At 70.6% G+C, this 14,476-nt stretch carries 15 protein-coding genes; 3 read left to right on the top strand and 12 right to left on the bottom strand.

All coding sequences use genetic code 11. From position 1 onward, the window contains the following. Positions 1-22: 22 nt before the first annotated feature. Positions 23-592 carry a hypothetical protein gene (locus K7G59_RS13690; protein WP_225833930.1) on the bottom strand — a complete coding sequence of 190 codons (570 nt, stop codon included), beginning with the start codon at positions 590-592 and terminating at the stop codon, positions 23-25. A 78-nt stretch (positions 593-670) separates the two neighbouring features. Further along, positions 671-1,105, bottom strand: coding sequence for a helix-turn-helix domain-containing protein (locus tag K7G59_RS13685; protein ID WP_225833928.1), 435 nt, complete (start codon positions 1,103-1,105; stop codon positions 671-673). A 375-nt stretch (positions 1,106-1,480) separates the two neighbouring features. On the opposite strand from K7G59_RS13685, the gene K7G59_RS13680 reads away from it, so the two are divergent. Next, the gene (locus K7G59_RS13680; RefSeq protein WP_225833926.1) at positions 1,481-2,335 is read left to right on the top strand and encodes an alpha/beta fold hydrolase; all 855 of its coding nucleotides are present in this window, start codon (positions 1,481-1,483) and stop codon (positions 2,333-2,335) included. Between the two features lie 220 nt (positions 2,336-2,555). Here K7G59_RS13680 and K7G59_RS13675 read toward each other — a convergent pair whose 3' ends face one another. From K7G59_RS13675 to K7G59_RS13660, 4 genes are all read right to left on the bottom strand, one after another. Then, on the bottom strand, positions 2,556-4,823 hold the full coding sequence (locus K7G59_RS13675; protein ID WP_374114225.1) for a phosphotransferase: 2,268 nt from the start codon (positions 4,821-4,823) through the stop codon (positions 2,556-2,558). Positions 4,824-5,064: 241 nt separating this feature from the next. Then, complete coding sequence (locus K7G59_RS13670) at positions 5,065-5,958, bottom strand: winged helix-turn-helix domain-containing protein (RefSeq protein ID WP_225833923.1); 894 nt, start codon at positions 5,956-5,958, stop codon at positions 5,065-5,067. A 339-nt stretch (positions 5,959-6,297) separates the two neighbouring features. Continuing rightward, entirely contained in the window at positions 6,298-7,038 is a 741-nt protein-coding gene (locus K7G59_RS13665; RefSeq protein WP_225833922.1) for an HAD family hydrolase, read from the bottom strand. After that, positions 7,038-7,913 carry a GntR family transcriptional regulator gene (locus K7G59_RS13660; protein WP_225834232.1) on the bottom strand — a complete coding sequence of 292 codons (876 nt, stop codon included), beginning with the start codon at positions 7,911-7,913 and terminating at the stop codon, positions 7,038-7,040. Before K7G59_RS13660 ends, K7G59_RS13665 begins: the two co-directional genes overlap by 1 nt. A gap of 157 nt (positions 7,914-8,070) precedes the next feature. Between K7G59_RS13660 and K7G59_RS13655 the strand changes: the two genes are divergently transcribed. Next, positions 8,071-8,259, top strand: a complete 189-nt coding sequence (locus K7G59_RS13655; protein WP_225833921.1) for a hypothetical protein — start codon at positions 8,071-8,073, stop codon at positions 8,257-8,259. Positions 8,260-8,271: 12 nt separating this feature from the next. Here the strand turns inward: K7G59_RS13655 and K7G59_RS13650 are convergent, their stop codons facing one another. From K7G59_RS13650 to K7G59_RS13640, 3 genes are all read right to left on the bottom strand, one after another. Further along, positions 8,272-9,180, bottom strand: coding sequence for a winged helix-turn-helix domain-containing protein (locus tag K7G59_RS13650; protein WP_225833920.1), 909 nt, complete (start codon positions 9,178-9,180; stop codon positions 8,272-8,274). Positions 9,181-9,512: 332 nt separating this feature from the next. Then, positions 9,513-10,763 carry a GNAT family N-acetyltransferase gene (locus K7G59_RS13645; protein ID WP_225833919.1) on the bottom strand — a complete coding sequence of 417 codons (1,251 nt, stop codon included), beginning with the start codon at positions 10,761-10,763 and terminating at the stop codon, positions 9,513-9,515. Between the two features lie 53 nt (positions 10,764-10,816). Beyond that, complete coding sequence (locus K7G59_RS13640; protein WP_225833918.1) at positions 10,817-11,473, bottom strand: aerial mycelium formation protein; 657 nt, start codon at positions 11,471-11,473, stop codon at positions 10,817-10,819. Positions 11,474-11,632: 159 nt separating this feature from the next. On the opposite strand from K7G59_RS13640, the gene dtd reads away from it, so the two are divergent. After that, positions 11,633-12,058, top strand: a complete 426-nt coding sequence (gene dtd, locus K7G59_RS13635; RefSeq protein ID WP_225833917.1) for a D-aminoacyl-tRNA deacylase — start codon at positions 11,633-11,635, stop codon at positions 12,056-12,058. 65 nt (positions 12,059-12,123) lie between these two features. Here dtd and K7G59_RS13630 read toward each other — a convergent pair whose 3' ends face one another. The 3 genes from K7G59_RS13630 to K7G59_RS13620 form a co-directional block, all read right to left on the bottom strand. Continuing rightward, complete coding sequence (locus tag K7G59_RS13630; RefSeq protein WP_225833916.1) at positions 12,124-13,089, bottom strand: folate-binding protein YgfZ; 966 nt, start codon at positions 13,087-13,089, stop codon at positions 12,124-12,126. A gap of 10 nt (positions 13,090-13,099) precedes the next feature. Then, positions 13,100-13,537, bottom strand: coding sequence for a Fur family transcriptional regulator (locus tag K7G59_RS13625; RefSeq protein ID WP_225833915.1), 438 nt, complete (start codon positions 13,535-13,537; stop codon positions 13,100-13,102). A 186-nt stretch (positions 13,538-13,723) separates the two neighbouring features. Continuing rightward, positions 13,724-14,299 (bottom strand): FABP family protein, encoded by a 576-nt coding sequence (locus tag K7G59_RS13620; protein ID WP_225833914.1) that lies wholly within the window; start codon positions 14,297-14,299, stop codon positions 13,724-13,726. Positions 14,300-14,476 lie beyond the last annotated feature (177 nt).

Genomic DNA, 14,476 nt, shown 5'->3' with positions numbered 1-14,476 from the left:
CCGGCCCGTGGCGGCTCGCCGGTCACTGCTCCGGCGGAATCACCTTCTTCGCGGTGGTGGCCTTGCGCGGGGCCGGGGCCTTCTTCGCCACCGGCTTCTTGTCCTCGGCGGGCTCCTCCTTGGCCCCGGCCGGCTCGGGCTTGCCCTCGACGGCGACCGCGAGGTCCTCGATCCCCTCGGCGGCCTCGCCGCGCCAGTTCCGGACGGCCTGCTCGCCGTGCTCGGCGACCTTCTCGTAGGTCTCGCGGGCCTTGACGGCGTACTCGGCGGCCACGCCGACACCGCGCAGCGCGAGGTCCTGGGCGGTCTCACCGAGCTTCTTCAGGTCGACGTCGAGCGTGCCGATGAACTGGTTCACCTTGGTGTGCAGGGTCTCCTGCGCCTCCTTGGCGCGAGCGGCGGCCTTCTGCTGCACGGCCTTCGGATCGGCGTTGCGCACGGCCTCGATCCGGGCCGGGGCCTCGGTGCGCAGCTGCTCGACCAGGACGGGCACCTTCTTGGCCTGCTGGAAGGCGAGGTCGGCGGTGCCGGCGGCGAAGTAGAGCGGGGTCGGGTCGCTAAGGGTCTTGCGCAGATCGTCGCTGATGGCCATGGTGATGGTCCTCCCGGATTCGCGTTCGGCTGAGGTTGGTGTGGTCCGCGGTGCGGCGACCGGAGCCCTGGTCCGGCTCTATCCGGTCGTCCGCCGCGGACCGGCATCACTGTCCTCGCCGCCCTCGCCGCCGCCGTCCTCGTCCGCCGCGGGCTCGCCGGTCCCGAATCCGTTCTCTTTCCGGAAGGACTCGTAGATCTGCAGCAGCACCTGCTTCTGCCGCTCGTTGAGCGTGGGATCGGCGAGGATGACCGCCCGGGTCTCCACCTCGTCCCGGTCCCGTTCGGAGTCGAGGATGCCTGCGCGGACGTACAGCGTCTCGGCGGAGATGCGCAGGGCCTTGGCGACCTGCTGCAGCACCTCCGCGCTGGGCTTGCGCAACCCGCGCTCGATCTGGCTCAGGTAGGGATTGGACACCCCGGCGGCGTCGGCGAGCTGCCTGAGCGACAGTTGGGCATTGCGCCGCTGTTCGCGCAGGTAGTCACCGAGATTGCCGACGTTGAGCGATGCCATGACTCCACCTTGCTACAACTCCGCTAACAATTGCAAGCACCCGCTTGCAAAAGTGTGTCGGGCGTGTCCGGCACGGCCGTGCGAGCGGACGCCACTGGTCGGCTCTGGTCCGGCCTCGCTCACCGCCACTACCAGCTCACCCATCGCGCCGAGCCCCTCCACGGCCTGGTCCGGGTCAAAGGGCCGACAGAAGGACCGGACAGAGCGGCACCCTGGCTGATCGCAGCCGGACTCCCCGAGCACATCACGCTGATCGGCCTGTCTGCGTCTGCCGCATGGAGACAGGCGGCCATCAGGACGACCTCCTCCTTGTCACGCAGGCCATCGCCGACCTCTCGATCTTGCCCCGAAGATCGTTCTGTTGGAGGCTGAGGCATGCAGAATCTGCCGACATTCGTTCTTGTCCATGGGGCCTTCGCGAATTCGTTCTCGTTCGCACCGCTGCAGGCCGAGCTCGCCTTACTCGGGCACCGCTCGGCCGCGGTCGACCTTCCGGGGCACGGATTCGAGGCGACCCTCCCCTCGGCCTACCAGGCTCCTCAGGATCTCGACGCACTCGCCGCAGAACCAGGGGGCATCAAGGGCGTCACGCTCGCCGACAACGCCGCCCGCGTGATCGAAGTCCTCGAACGGGCCAAGCAGAACGGGCCCACCATTCTCGTCGCCCACAGCCGGGGCGGCATCACGACCACCGCCGTCGCCAACGCCCGGCCCGAGCTGATCGACCGGATCGCTTACGTCTCCGCCTGGTGCCCCGTCGATCTGGACGTGAGCGACTACTACGCCCAGCCGGAGATGGCGGGCGTCGACGCGGGAGCCTTCGCTGCCGCACTCGTCGGGAACCCCGTCGAACTCGGTCTGCTCCGGACCAACTTCCGCACCGCCGACCCGGCAGCGCTCGCCGCGTTCAAGCGGGCGCTCGCCGCCGACCTCACCGATGACGAGTTCCGGACCTTCCTGAACACCTTCCAGCCCGATGAAAACCTCGACGTCGGTACGTCCGCCGACCGGGCACAGGCCACGACCTGGGGCCGGATTCCCAAGACGTATGTGCGCCTGGCCGACGATGCCAGCCTTCCGCTCGCCGTGCAGGACCGCATGATTCGCGAAGCCGACGCGCTCACACCCGACAACCCCTTCGACGTCCAGACACTCGGGGGGAGTCACCTGCACTGGCTCGTCCACCCGGAGCCCGCCGCCAAGCTGCTCGCAAACCTCGCAGCGCGCTGACACTCGTTCGTCCCACTCAACCGTAAGCACCACAGGTCAGAGCCCCACCCGCCCATAGTTATCTGGGACAGGACAGCGCACGACGTCGCCCCGGGAACGGACCGGCAGGGCCGGCAGATCATGGACCCGTGGCCGGCGATGTCGCGGTGCCGCTCTCCCGGACCGGGCTGGGCGGGAGCGTCGACTTCAACGCCACCGGCATGCACGTCCGCGGGGCGGCCTACACAGCGCCGCCCGAACGGATCAGCCAGGCCAGCGCGCGGGCCAGGTAGGGGTTGGCCCGGCGCGGCGCCGTCAGGCCCAGGGAGCCGGTGGCCGCCGCGAGGGTCATGGCGTACGAGTCCAGTGCCCGGCGCACGTTGGGTGCGTCCAGGCTCACCCCGGTGACCAGGCGGTCGAGGTCGATGTACGCCGACCGCACGATCTCGATGCTGCGGTACACCCGCCAGTCCCGCGCCCACTCCCGGGTGTACTCCGCGGGCAGTCGGCTCTCCCAGCGGCGGAACATGCGGTCCCGGATCTCCGGCCGGGTCGGGGTGAGGTGCATGTGCCGGACCAGGTCGTAGAGCGGGTCGCCGACCAGGGCCATCTCCCAGTCGATCAGGGTCAGCGCCCGGCCGTCGTCCCGGCGTACCAGGTTCCAGGGGTTGAGGTCGCCGTGCAGCAGGGCGGGGGTGCGGTGGGCGACCCGGTGCCGGGCGAGGATCTCACGCAGCCGGACGGTGTCCGGCAGGCCGAGGAAACGGGCCAGCTGCTGGGACTCCTTCGGCAGCGCGGCCACCAGGGCCACCAGCTGCTCGCTGAGCCAGCCGTAGAAGCCGAGCCGGTCCGCGACCGGGTCGATCTGGATGTAGTCGACCTCGGTGAGCGCGGCCAACTGGTCGACCAGGCCGTCCGCCTCGTGCGGGAGGAGGCCGTTGACGGGGTGGTCGGGCTTGCTGCCGGGGTCGCGCGGGCCCTCGTAGGTGTGAATGGCGAAGCGGTCGCCGGAGTAGGTGTGGCCGAGGTCCCTGGCGTGGCTCTCGCCCAGCGCCAGCACACGGGGCGCGGCCACCGGCACTCCGGACCGCTCGATCGCCCCGAGGACGGCGTGCTCGCTGAGGAAGCTGCGCTCGCGCCGGACGCCCGCGACCTTGCGGCGGACCACCACCGGGAAGGGCGTACCGGGCACCCACAGCACCGAGTTGAGGTGCGCGGTGCCCTTGAACACCCGGTCGGCCGGTGCCGCGCCCTCGAGGACCAAGGCGTCATGGACGGCGGTGTGCGGGAAGTCGGGGTGTTCCCGCACACGCCGGTCCGGCTTCCAGTCGATCGCCCGGCCGGCCGGGCCGCGCCGCCCCGCGCCGCCGTGCCACACCGGCCCGCCCGGACGTGCGGACGCCCAGCGCAGGAGGATCCGCCCGATCTCCCGCTCGCCCGGCACCTGCGCCAGCCGCAACGGCTCCGCCCCCGCCTCCAGGGCGCGGCACACCCAGGCGGTCGCCTCGTCCAGGCTCGTGCGGTCGAAGGACTCCTCCAGGGACCGCGCCGCCCGCATCACATCGGGATACACGGACTGGGCCCGCTCGAAGGCGACGTAGTGGCGCAGGTCCCGCGCCACGCCGTTGACGGCCTCCGGCCGGACCTCGCGCATGGCGCACACCCACGCCTCGACGACCTCGTCCCACTGGTGGTCCGGGTAGTGCATCCGGACCAGGTGGGTGGCCAGGTCGTGCAGCGGGTCGCCGTAGCTGGCCAGCTCCCAGTCGACGCAGATCAGGGGCGGGTCCCCGCCGTACGACATGATCAGGTTGTCGCGGTGCAGGTCGGCGTGGAGCAGGCTGTAGGGCCGGCGGGACATCGTGGGGACGCGTTCGGCCAGTCGGACGAGGGCGTCCTCCGGCACACCGAGAGCGGTGAACAGTCCGCCGAAGCAGGCCCAGTTGGGCTGCCGGATCTGTACGTCCGCCATGCGGGCCAGGGCCTGGAGGAAGCCCTGGCTGTCGGTGAAGTTCCGGGGCCACAGGGCGGGCAGGGGCGGCAGCGCGGCGCTGCTGCGCACCTGGGCGCTCTCGGCGAGCAGGCCGGCCAGCGCCCTGGTCAGCAGGCCGTCCACCGGTCTGCCGTTGCCGCAGACGCTGGAGAGCGGCACGCCTTCCACATAGCTGTGGACGGCGAAGCCGTCCCCCTCGGCCAGACACTCGGGCACGTTGCGCAGGACCCCCCTGACGGCGCGCAGGATCTCGGCCTCGTTCTGCCAGGTACGGATCACCACAGGCAGTGCGCCTCGGCGCCGCACCCGCACGGTCACGACGGTTCCGGGATCGCGGCCGAGGAGCTGGGCCACCGGCTCGGTCAGCGGCAGGACGTAGTTCTGGTTGTGGAAACCCCGGCTCGCCTGCCCGGTCCTGGTGGCATGCTCCACGAACGCCCGGAGCACGCCCTGACGCCCGGCTGCCCGACCGGCGCGTCCCCCGGCCGTGCCACGGGGGACGGGTGGTGCGTCCACTGGCCGCTCCGGGTTCTCGTGCCGAAAAGTGGAAGGGGAAGGGAAGGGAAGCGAAAGGAAGCGAAAGGAAGCGAAGGGAACGGAAGGGAAGCGAAGGGGAAAGGGCCCTGGTGGAGTCGCCCGACGGGTGGTCGGCCACTCGTATGGCGGTCGGCCGGGACCGGCTGGTTCGCCATCCCCTGCGCACGGATCCGAGCGGTCGCTCAGTCGGTTGGGCGGATGCTATCGCACGGCGCGGCTCTCATCCGCGCGCGGCGCGACCCTCTTCGGTCACCAGTTCCCACACCGCCTCGAACCACTCCGTCATGCTCGCCACGAAGGTCGAACCCGGGGAGTCCGGCCGGCTGTCGCGGACGTGGTGGGTGAGGGTGGCGCCGAGCCCCAGGACATCCAGCCCCGCGACCTCCTCGCCGGTGTCCAGCATCATCGGGCGATTGACCGGTATGTACGGGCCGTGCAGCACCTCGGCACGGTTGATGACGTAGAGCTTGAAGGCCGGGGTGAGCGGGGCGTGGCGGAACTCGAACTCCACGGACGGCACCAGCTTCTCGGCACGCAGTTCCCCGAGGACCTTGCGGAGCGAGGCGGTGTGCCGCTCGGTGATGCCCCGCAGCCGCTCCAGAAGCCGGGCGTCGTCCCTGGGGTCCTTGGCTCTCGGGTACGGCGGGGATTCGGTCGCGGAGGGGAGTACCACGCGCAGGGCGATGCGCCGGGGCGTGATGGCTCCGTTGCGGATGCGCTCCGCCTGGGTGTGGATGTGGAAGTCAAGGCTCTCGGAGGTCAGCGTGTAGACGTCCAGGGACACGTCGCTCTGCTCGAACGCCTCACCGATGAGAGGACCCAGGGTCATCGCATGCCGTGACCGGGTGGCCCGGGGGGCGGAGGAGTGGATGCGCTGCCCCTTGACGACCCGTGAGGCCCGCCCTTGCCGGGACTCGATCCATCCCTCGCCGCGCAGCTCGCGCAGCACCCGCTGCACGGTGTCCCGGGAGACTCCGAACTCCCCTGCCAGGGTGGTCTGCGACGGCAGGAAGGTGCCGAGCGGATAGCCCCCGTCGGTGATCCGTGCCCGCAACTCCTCCGCGACCCGACGGAACTCCGTCCCGCCGGCCTCGTCCGTCCGCTTGTCGGTCACATGCCGTACGTACCTCGCTCCCGAGCACCGCAAACGCATGCCGGTCAGTCAAGCAGTCAGGTCAACTTGCCTGTTAATGGATCTAGTTGACCGGGCATGGACCTACAAGCAGTCAACTTCACCAGGCATGTCCGAGGGGGGTGGTAGCCGTGACGATCCATGTGTGCGGGGTCGACCTGCAGATCGACGATCTGACTCAACTGGCGTTATGGGGGGCGGGTCTGCTGGCGTCCCTGACCGCGTGGGGCCGCAAGCGGTCAGGGCGCGGACATCGGGGGGAACGGCCGGAGAGGAGTCCGGGAGCGGCAGACGTCGCGCACGGCGTGGGCCCGGCGAGGGTCAGCCCTGCGGTGCCCACGGTGCCCACAGTGCCCGCAGTGCCCGCAGCACCGGCTCCAGCGACTCGAGCACGAGCCCGGCTCCGGCCTCCCGCAAGAGCTCTGCCTTCGCTTCGTTACGCGCGTAGCCGAGGAACGGGACGCCGGCGCGCTGTGCGGCGGCGAGGTCCGAGGCGGAGTCGCCGATCATCAGGGCGGCCGAAGGGGCGGCGCCCATCGCGCTCAGGGCGCGGTTGAGGCAGTGCGGGTCGGGTTTGAGGAGGTGCAGGTCCGGGGTGCGGCCGTAGATGTGGGGGGTGAAGCAGGCGGTGAGGCCGCGGTCGTCGAGGTAGGCGCGGACCACCCGCGGGGAGTTGTTGGTGGTGATGGCCAGGCGGGAGCCGACGGCGGTCCAGGTGCGTATCAGGGGGTCGGCGTAGGCGGTGGGCATCGCGGACACCGCGGCCCGCAGCTCCTCCTGGGTGAGACGTTCCTCCAGTTCCGTGACCAGGTCACTGCCGGGGTGCCGGCGGTCCACCGCGCGCAGCACCACGTGCGGGTCCAGTGAGTCCCGCTCGGTATCGGTCAGCAGGCCGTGCAGGCCGCGTCCGGCCAGCCAGTCCACCAGCCCGCTCGCCACCCGTTCCGCCTTGTGCCCCGCGAACAGGCGGCAGATCGGCCCGTCGAAGTCCCACAGCACGACCCGAGCGGAAGAGATCAGTTTCAGCAGCGGTTCAGTCCGTGTCGTCGTCTCAGAGGTCACTAGGAGAGTGTCAGGTCCGTGGTGATGGTTTCCCAGAGGGCGTCGAACCACCTCTGCGATTCCTCCACGAACGCCGCGTCCCGCCGGCCGGCCCGCTTCTCGAAGCAGAACAGCAGTGACTCGGAGCCCAGGGTGTCGTACATCTCCAGCGTCCCGTTGTCGGTGGGCTCCTCGCGCCGCATGATCCTGTAGTACGCGTACAGCGCCTCCTCGCCGTTGAGCAGGTACAGCTTGACCGGCGGGGTGAAGGGCAGCGCGCGGAAGGAGACCTTCACGTCGATGTCGTGGGTGGTGCGCAGGGCCCGCAGGTTGTACTGGAGCACCTGCCCCTGGGCGTTGCGCATGCCCAGCCAGCGCTCGTGCACGGTGTCGTCGTCGCCCTGCCGGTCGACCGGCACCGGGAAGGCGAGGTTGATGTCCCGGGAGGGCAGCAGGATGCGGGCGTCGAGCCGCTCGGGGCGGATGCGGCCCTCGTGGATCAGGCGCAGCGGTTCGCCGAGGGCGGGCAGCAGGCTCTGCGCGGTCAGGCAGACGGCGTCGATGCGCACGTGCGGCGCGGAGAACGCCGCGGTCAGCCGGGGGGCGAGGGCCACCATGGTCGGCTGGGGCTGGTCCCGGACGGGTTGCGGTCCGGCGACGCGCGGCGGGCTGCCCTTGCTGACGCCGCTGAGCAGGCCGTCCGCCTGAAGCACCCGCAGGGCCTGGCGTACGGCGCCGCGTTCCACTCCGAACTCCTCGGCCAGCTCGGCCTGGGTGGGCAGCCGGTCGCCCGCCTTGAGGTCGCCGGTAAGGATGCGCTCGCGCAGGGTGTCGGCGATCTCCTGGGAGGTGAGCCTTCTGCCGCCGTTCACTGCGGGGTTCTCCGACACGTTCATCGCCACGCTTTCCTGGGTCACGACCAGACGCTACAACCTAGCTCCACGTAGCGGGAGTTGTTCCGAAGTTGTTTGGCCATAGCTGCCAAGTGGGGACAACTACAGCATAGTTGGTTGCCAACTTGTTTCAGTTGGCAGACCGGAAGGGGGATCCACCGTGCCAGCCCTCGCGCTCCTCTCCGCCGCCCTCGTCGTCGGCTTCGAACAACTCGTCCAGTGGAAGTACGGCGCTGCCGGCATCGTCGGCCTGCTGCTGCTCTCCGTCGGCAGCAAGGCCAAGAGCCCGGCGGTCAGCTCCGCCGGGGCCGTGCTGCTCGCGGTGCTCCTCGCGGGCCCGGCGCTCTGACGCCGGCACCCGCTACGCCGTCAGCACCAGCTCAGAACTGATCGTGTCCCACAGCGCGTCGAACCACAGATGGGACTGCTCCACGAACGCGGCGTCCCGCCGGCCCGCGCCGGGCGCGAAGGAGAACAGCATCGACCGCGTGCCGTCCGCGTCGTACGTCTGCACGTGTTCCTGCTCGATCTCCCGCTCGCGCCGCCCGAGCGTGTAGTAGGCGAACAGCGCCTCGGCCGCGTTGAGCAGGTACAGCTTGACCGGCGGGGTGAAGGGCAGCGCGCGGAAGGAGACGTCCACGTCGATACCGTGCGTGGTGCGCAGCGCCAGCAGGTTCTGCCGCAGCACCAGGCCCTGGGCGTTGCGCTGGGCCAGCCAGCGCCGGTGCAGCAGATCGCCGTCGGCGGGGTCCACGGGCGCCGGGAAGGCGAGGTCGATGTTCCGGGACGGCAGCAGCACCCGGACGTCGATCTTGGCCGGTTCCAGCTGTCCCGCGTGGATCTGCCGGAGCGGCTCGCCGATCGCCATCGTGAGTGAGACCGAGGTCAGACAGAGCGCGTCGATCTGGACGTGCCGGGCCGCGAAGGCGGTCGCGATGCGCGGCGCGAGGGTCACCATGGTCGGCTGCGGCGGCACGGCGGGACCGGCCGCGGGCCCCAGCGGCACCGGAACCGCGGCGACCGTGGCCGGGGCCCCCTTGGAAATGTTGGTGAGCAGCCGCTCCGACTGCAGAATGCGCAGCGCCTGCCGTACGGCCCCCCGTTCGACACCGAACTCGTCGGCCAGCTCGGCCTGCGTCGGCATGCGCTGGCCCGGGGGCAGCTCACCGGACCGGATCCGGGCACGCAGTTCGTCGGCCACCTCGCGATGTGACCTACGTGGCCGATGGGACCTCTTCGGTCCACTGACGGAAGCGTGTTCCGGTTCCACAGCTCTACAGTACAACTTCCCGCCATCTTGGGGCAGTTCAGGGAAAGATGGTTATGAGCCGCTTCCAAGAGGAGATAAGCACTGTGAAGTTGGTAGCCAACTTGCGGAACCTGGTCGAACTTCCCAGTGGTTGGCCGATCGGGCTTCCTTCCGGAGGGGAGCCGGGAGCCCGGGCAGGGGACGATCACCGGAACGCACAGCCACAACTGAACAAGCCCGCACAGCCACAACTGAACACGCGCAGCACAGCCACAACTGAACAGCTCGCTACGGATGAACCGGACCACCGGTCGAACAGGCAACCGCCGCCGCAGGAGAGGAGCGTCGGAACGTCAGAACATGTCCGGGCAGTACGGCCGCCCGGACGGGCGCAACAGGGCGTCGGCCTTCCGGGCGGCGCCCTCTCGTTCTTCCTGGACCCTTCCGAGGGCCGCGAGCCGCTGCAGTGACTCGTCACCGAGCCACACCGTGGCCAGCTCGGCCGCACCGAGCGTCAGGTCGGCGCTCTGGGCGCGTGTGGGCACGCAGGACGCCCCCTCGGGCGACACCTCCAGCCGGTACCGCCCACCGGCCGTCCCGGCCCCGTCGACGACCTCCAGGACCAGCACCCCCTCGCCCCCGTACGTCCGTGCCTCCAGGGCCCGTACGACGTCCAGGATCCGCACCCAGAGCCAGTCGCCGTGCCCGGTGATCCGGGCGGCGCGCGGGTCGGGCAGGAGCAGGGGAAGCAGGTCGTCCGGGCCGCGTCGGCCGCTCCTGACCTTCGTGACCCGGTCGATCGAGCACAGGAAGTGCCACAGGGCGCGCTGGGCCGCCACCGTCGTGGCGATCAGGCTCCTGACGACGGCGGTGCTGTCCGGATGCTTGCCGCTCCAGGCGCCGTCGGCGTCGTACGTCACCAGGCCCTCGACCTGACCGGCGGCCGAGCGGTACACGGCGTGGTAGGGCTCGGTCCACGGCCGGTACCCCAGGTCCAGGACGCCGGTGTTCAACTGCCACCACAGCGTGTCGCGGCTGACCGCGCCGGGCAGGCTGCGGCGGTACCGTTCGAACAGTTCGGGGCCGAGCTTGCGGACGTCCGCGCCGTCCACCAGGTCGATCCGGCCGCCGTCCGCCGGTCCCGACCAGTGGGGGTCGAGTCCGGCGCGCAGGACGTCGACGGTCCACTCGGTCATCGAGGCCGCCGGGCCGAAGCCGTAGCGGCCGTAGATCGGGTACTCCGCCGCGATCAGGGTGGCGAGGACGTCACCGCGCTCATGGGCCGCCGTCAGGTCACGGCTCATCATCCGGGTCAGCAGGCCCTGCCGGCGGTGGGTGGGGCTGACGGTGACGTTGGAGATCGCGTTCGAGGGGACGAGTGCGCCGCCCACCGCGGTCACTTCCTGAGCGAAGGAGCGGAAGGTCGCCACACAGCGGTCGCCGTCGAAGGCACCGAGCAGCCGGTCCTGATCGAAGTACCGCCGCCGGTCCGCCAGTTGGTTCGCGGACAGGACCGGAGCGAGCAGGAACCCCGTGCTCATCGCGCGCTGCCAGTCCGCGAACTCTGCCTCGTGGACGGCGTCGACAGCTCGGACATCGATCATGGGGTCACGGTAGGACGCGGCACGCCGGGTGTCGCGTCATTTTCCCCGCCACGTCACGTCAGCAGGTCGTCCACCTGCGCCTCGCCCACCCGGTACCGGCGCGCGATCTCCCCGCTGCACTCGTCGGTCGTGCGCTGCAGGCGCTGACGGCGCCCAGAGACCTCCTGCTCGTAGCCGACGAGCCGGCCCATGGCGGTGGCGAGTTCGAGATCGGTGCGCGCCTGGAGGTCCGACAGCTCGACCTCGGCGAGCATCTCGGCGGCCAGTCGCCGGTACTCCTCGTTGTGCGGGGTGCCGAGCGTGACGTGACGGGCCGAGGAGCGGTGCTGGGCCGGGGTGTCCTTGAGGATCTCCGGGAGCCGGTCCACCACCGAGCCGTCCGCCGGGGCCGGCAGGGCGGTCCGGCCGCGCCGGGCCAGTTCCGCGCGCAGGATGTCGATCCGGCCCTGCAGCAGCCGCCGCACATAGCTGAGGTCGGCCTCGTCGCGCTGGGCGTCCCGGCGCAGGGCGCGCAGCTCGGGCAGGGTCAGCAGGGCCAACCGGGGCTCGGGGGGCTGCACGGGCAGCGCGGCAGCAGACGGGACCGACGCAACCGGGACCGACGGGGCCGGGACCGACGGGGCTGGTGGTACCGGTGGAACCGGCGGGCTGTCGCCGCGCTGCGCGGGCGTCCGGGGCATCCCCAGCCGCCCGGTACTCGGTGTGCTCATGTGCGTGTGACCGTTCCCTCGACCGGCGTGTGACAGCATCGTGCCACCCCAAGTGGCAACTATGTGACTGAGTGCCCCCGAACGGCCCCAGATAGGGTGTTAAGGAACAATAACGGGCCCCCGTCGGCCGCGCCCACAGCACCCGGCATGATGGTCGGCATGCGTGCGGTGGTGCAGAGAGTGGACGGCGCGAGCGTCGTCGTGGACGGCGAGACGGTGGGCGCGATCGAGGGCGAGGGGCTCTGCGTCCTGGTCGGGGTGACCCATGAGGACACCAAGGAGAAGGCGGCCCAGCTGGCCCGCAAGCTCTGGTCGATCCGGATGCTGCACGACGAGAAGTCGTGCAGCGACATCGACGCCCCGCTGCTCGTGATCAGCCAGTTCACGCTGTACGGCGACGCCCGTAAGGGCCGCCGCCCCACCTGGAACGCCGCCGCGCCCGGCGATGTCGCGGAGCCGCTGGTGGACGAGGTGGTCGCGCAGCTGCGCGCGCTGGGGGCGACGGTGGCGACGGGCCGGTTCGGCGCGCGGATGCGGGTGTCGCTGACGAACGACGGCCCGTTCACCGTGCTGCTGGAGATCTGACCGCCAGGCCCGGCACGGCCGGAGGGGCCGCCCGGCCGGAGATCCTGACCGGACGGGTCCCGCCTCTAGGGCTCCACGACCGTCTCCTGGGCGGCGGCCGTGTCCCCGGCGACCAGCCGGGCGTCGACCGGAACGTTCCGCTTCACCAGGGCGAGGGCGACCGGGCCCAGCTCGTGGTGGCGTGCGGACGTCGTCACGAAGCCGATCCTGCGACCGTCGGGGCCCTCGTCCGCGAGCCGGATCTCGGTGCCGTGCACCGGCAGGTGCACCTCGCTGCCGTCGAGGTGCAGGAAGACCAGGCGGCGCGGCGGCTTGCCCAGGTTCTGCACCCGGGCGACCGTCTCCTGCCCCCGGTAGCAGCCCTTCTGGAGATGGACGGCCGTGCCGATCCACCCCAGCTCGTGCGGGATGGTCCGGTGGTCGGTCTCGAAGCCGAGACGGGGCCGGTGCTGTTCGACACGCAGCGCCTCGTGGGCGAGGAGACCGGCGGCCGGGCCGTGCGCGGCGGCGAAGGCCTCCAGATCCGCGCGCGGCAGGAACAGGTCACGGCCGTACGCCGTCTCGCGTACGACGACACCCTCGGGCGCCTCGGCGATGGAACCGGCCGGCAGGTGCACCACGGCGAAGTCGGCCGTGCGGTCGGCCACCTCGACCCGGTAGAAGAACTTCATCGACTCCAGGTACGCGACCAGCGCGTCCTGGGTGCCGGGCTCGACGTGCGCCCAGACGGTCGTACCGTCGTCCACCAGGTACAGCGCGTGTTCGATGTGGCCGTGGGCGGAGAGGATCAGCGCCTCGGTGGCCTCACCGACGGGCAGTTCGCTGACGTGCTGGGTGAGCAGCAGGTGCAGCCAGGTCAGCCGGTCCTCACCACTGACGGTGACGACACCCCGGTGCGACAGGTCGACGAAACCGGTGCCCTCGGCGAGGGCGCGCTGCTCGCGGAACAGGTCGCCGTAGTGGGCGGCGACGCCTTCGTCCACGCCCTCGGCGGGGACGGCGCCAGGCAGGGACAGCAGGGGGCTCTTCATACGGGCAAGCCTACGACGTGGTGCTTGTGCCCTTCAGGGAGCAGTCCTTGCAGCGGCCGAAGATCGCGAAGTGCTTCATGTCGGTCTCGAAGCCGAACTGTGCGCGCAGCTTGGCCGTGAACTCCGCGGCCACCGCCACGTCGGCCTCGATGACGTTCTCGCAGTCGCGGCACACCAGGTGCAGATGCCGGTGCCGGTCGGCGAGGTGGTAGGTGGGAGCGCCGTGCCCGAGGTGTGCGTGGCTGACCAGACCCAGCTCCTCCAGCAGCTCCAGCGTCCGGTAGACGGTGGAGATGTTGACCCCCGACGCCGTCTTCCGTACCTCCGCGAGGATGTCGTCGGGGGTCGCGTGCTCAAGGGTGTCGACGGCTTCGAGGACGAGCTGCCGCTGCGGCGTGAGCCGGTAGCCGCGCTGCCTGAGGTCGCTCTTCCAGTCGGTGCTCACCACAGAGCAAGTCTATGGCCGACCGACCGCACCGTGGTGGCGTCGGCATCCGGAAACAAACGGAGCACCGGCCGGCAGCGATCCCGCGACACGCAGGTGGCGGCTCGTTCCGGCCGTCACCTGCGACGCGGCGCGGGGCGCCGGCCTCCGTGGGCCGGCACTCTCCTCGCCGGCCTTGCCCGCCTGCGGCTACTTGAAGAAGGCGATGCCGTCGTCCGGCATGTCGTCGGGGAGGGCCTTGGCCCAGCGCTCGACGTCCTCCGGGGTGACGACCTTCTTCAGGTGTGCCGACATGTAGGGGCGCAGCTCGACCTCGGGAGTCTGCTTCTCGCCGACCCACATCAGGTCGCTCTTGACGTACCCGTACAGCCGCTTGCCACCCGCGTACGGCCGCGAGGACACGGTCCGCGCGACGGTGTCCGTCACCAGGTCGATCTGCGGCTTCTTGTCGGCCATCTCGCCGTACCAGATCTCCACCGTGCCGTCGTCGCGGGTCATCGTGACCTCGACCTTGCGGTCGGCGTCGATCCGCCAGAAGCCGGACTCCGACTCCAGGGGGCGCACCTTGTTGCCGTCGTTGTCCAGCACCCAGGTGTGGGAGTGGTACTGCAGGAAGTCCCGGCCGTCGTGGCTGAAGGTGACCTCCTGCCCGAAGTTGCACTTCTCCGAACCCGGGAAGTCATGCACGCCCGCACCGGCCCAGTTGCCGAGCAGGAAGGCGAGCGGGACGAGGTCCTTGTGCAGGTCGGACGGGATCTCGATCATGATCGGCAGTAGTTCCTAGGTGGGGGTCAGCGCTGGCCCTGGTACAGCTTCTTCACGGTCAGGAGGGCGAAGGCGAGCACGCCGACGCAGACCAGGACCAGCAGGGTTTCGAAGAAGATCTCCACGGGTGCTCCTTGAGCGAGGGTGGGCATACGACAGCCGGGCCCCAGCTTACGC

This window comes from Streptomyces sp. NK08204, from assembly GCF_020400585.1.
Taxonomy (GTDB): Bacteria; Actinomycetota; Actinomycetes; order Streptomycetales; family Streptomycetaceae; genus Streptomyces.
The sequence above is the reverse complement of the archived record's forward strand: the minus strand, read 5'-3'. Positions and strand labels throughout refer to the sequence as shown.

Coding starts and splice junctions, on each gene's coding strand:
- K7G59_RS13645 (WP_225833919.1), bottom strand. CDS start 10,763: ATGATCGATGTCCGAGCTGTCGACGCCGTCCACGAGGCAGAGTTCGCG.
- K7G59_RS13690 (WP_225833930.1), bottom strand. CDS start 592: ATGGCCATCAGCGACGATCTGCGCAAGACCCTTAGCGACCCGACCCCG.
- K7G59_RS13680 (WP_225833926.1), top strand. CDS start 1,481: ATGCAGAATCTGCCGACATTCGTTCTTGTCCATGGGGCCTTCGCGAAT.
- dtd (WP_225833917.1), top strand. CDS start 11,633: ATGCGTGCGGTGGTGCAGAGAGTGGACGGCGCGAGCGTCGTCGTGGAC.
- K7G59_RS13630 (WP_225833916.1), bottom strand. CDS start 13,089: ATGAAGAGCCCCCTGCTGTCCCTGCCTGGCGCCGTCCCCGCCGAGGGC.
- K7G59_RS13640 (WP_225833918.1), bottom strand. CDS start 11,473: ATGAGCACACCGAGTACCGGGCGGCTGGGGATGCCCCGGACGCCCGCG.
- K7G59_RS13660 (WP_225834232.1), bottom strand. CDS start 7,913: ATGAACGTGTCGGAGAACCCCGCAGTGAACGGCGGCAGAAGGCTCACC.
- K7G59_RS13620 (WP_225833914.1), bottom strand. CDS start 14,299: ATGATCGAGATCCCGTCCGACCTGCACAAGGACCTCGTCCCGCTCGCC.
- K7G59_RS13685 (WP_225833928.1), bottom strand. CDS start 1,105: ATGGCATCGCTCAACGTCGGCAATCTCGGTGACTACCTGCGCGAACAG.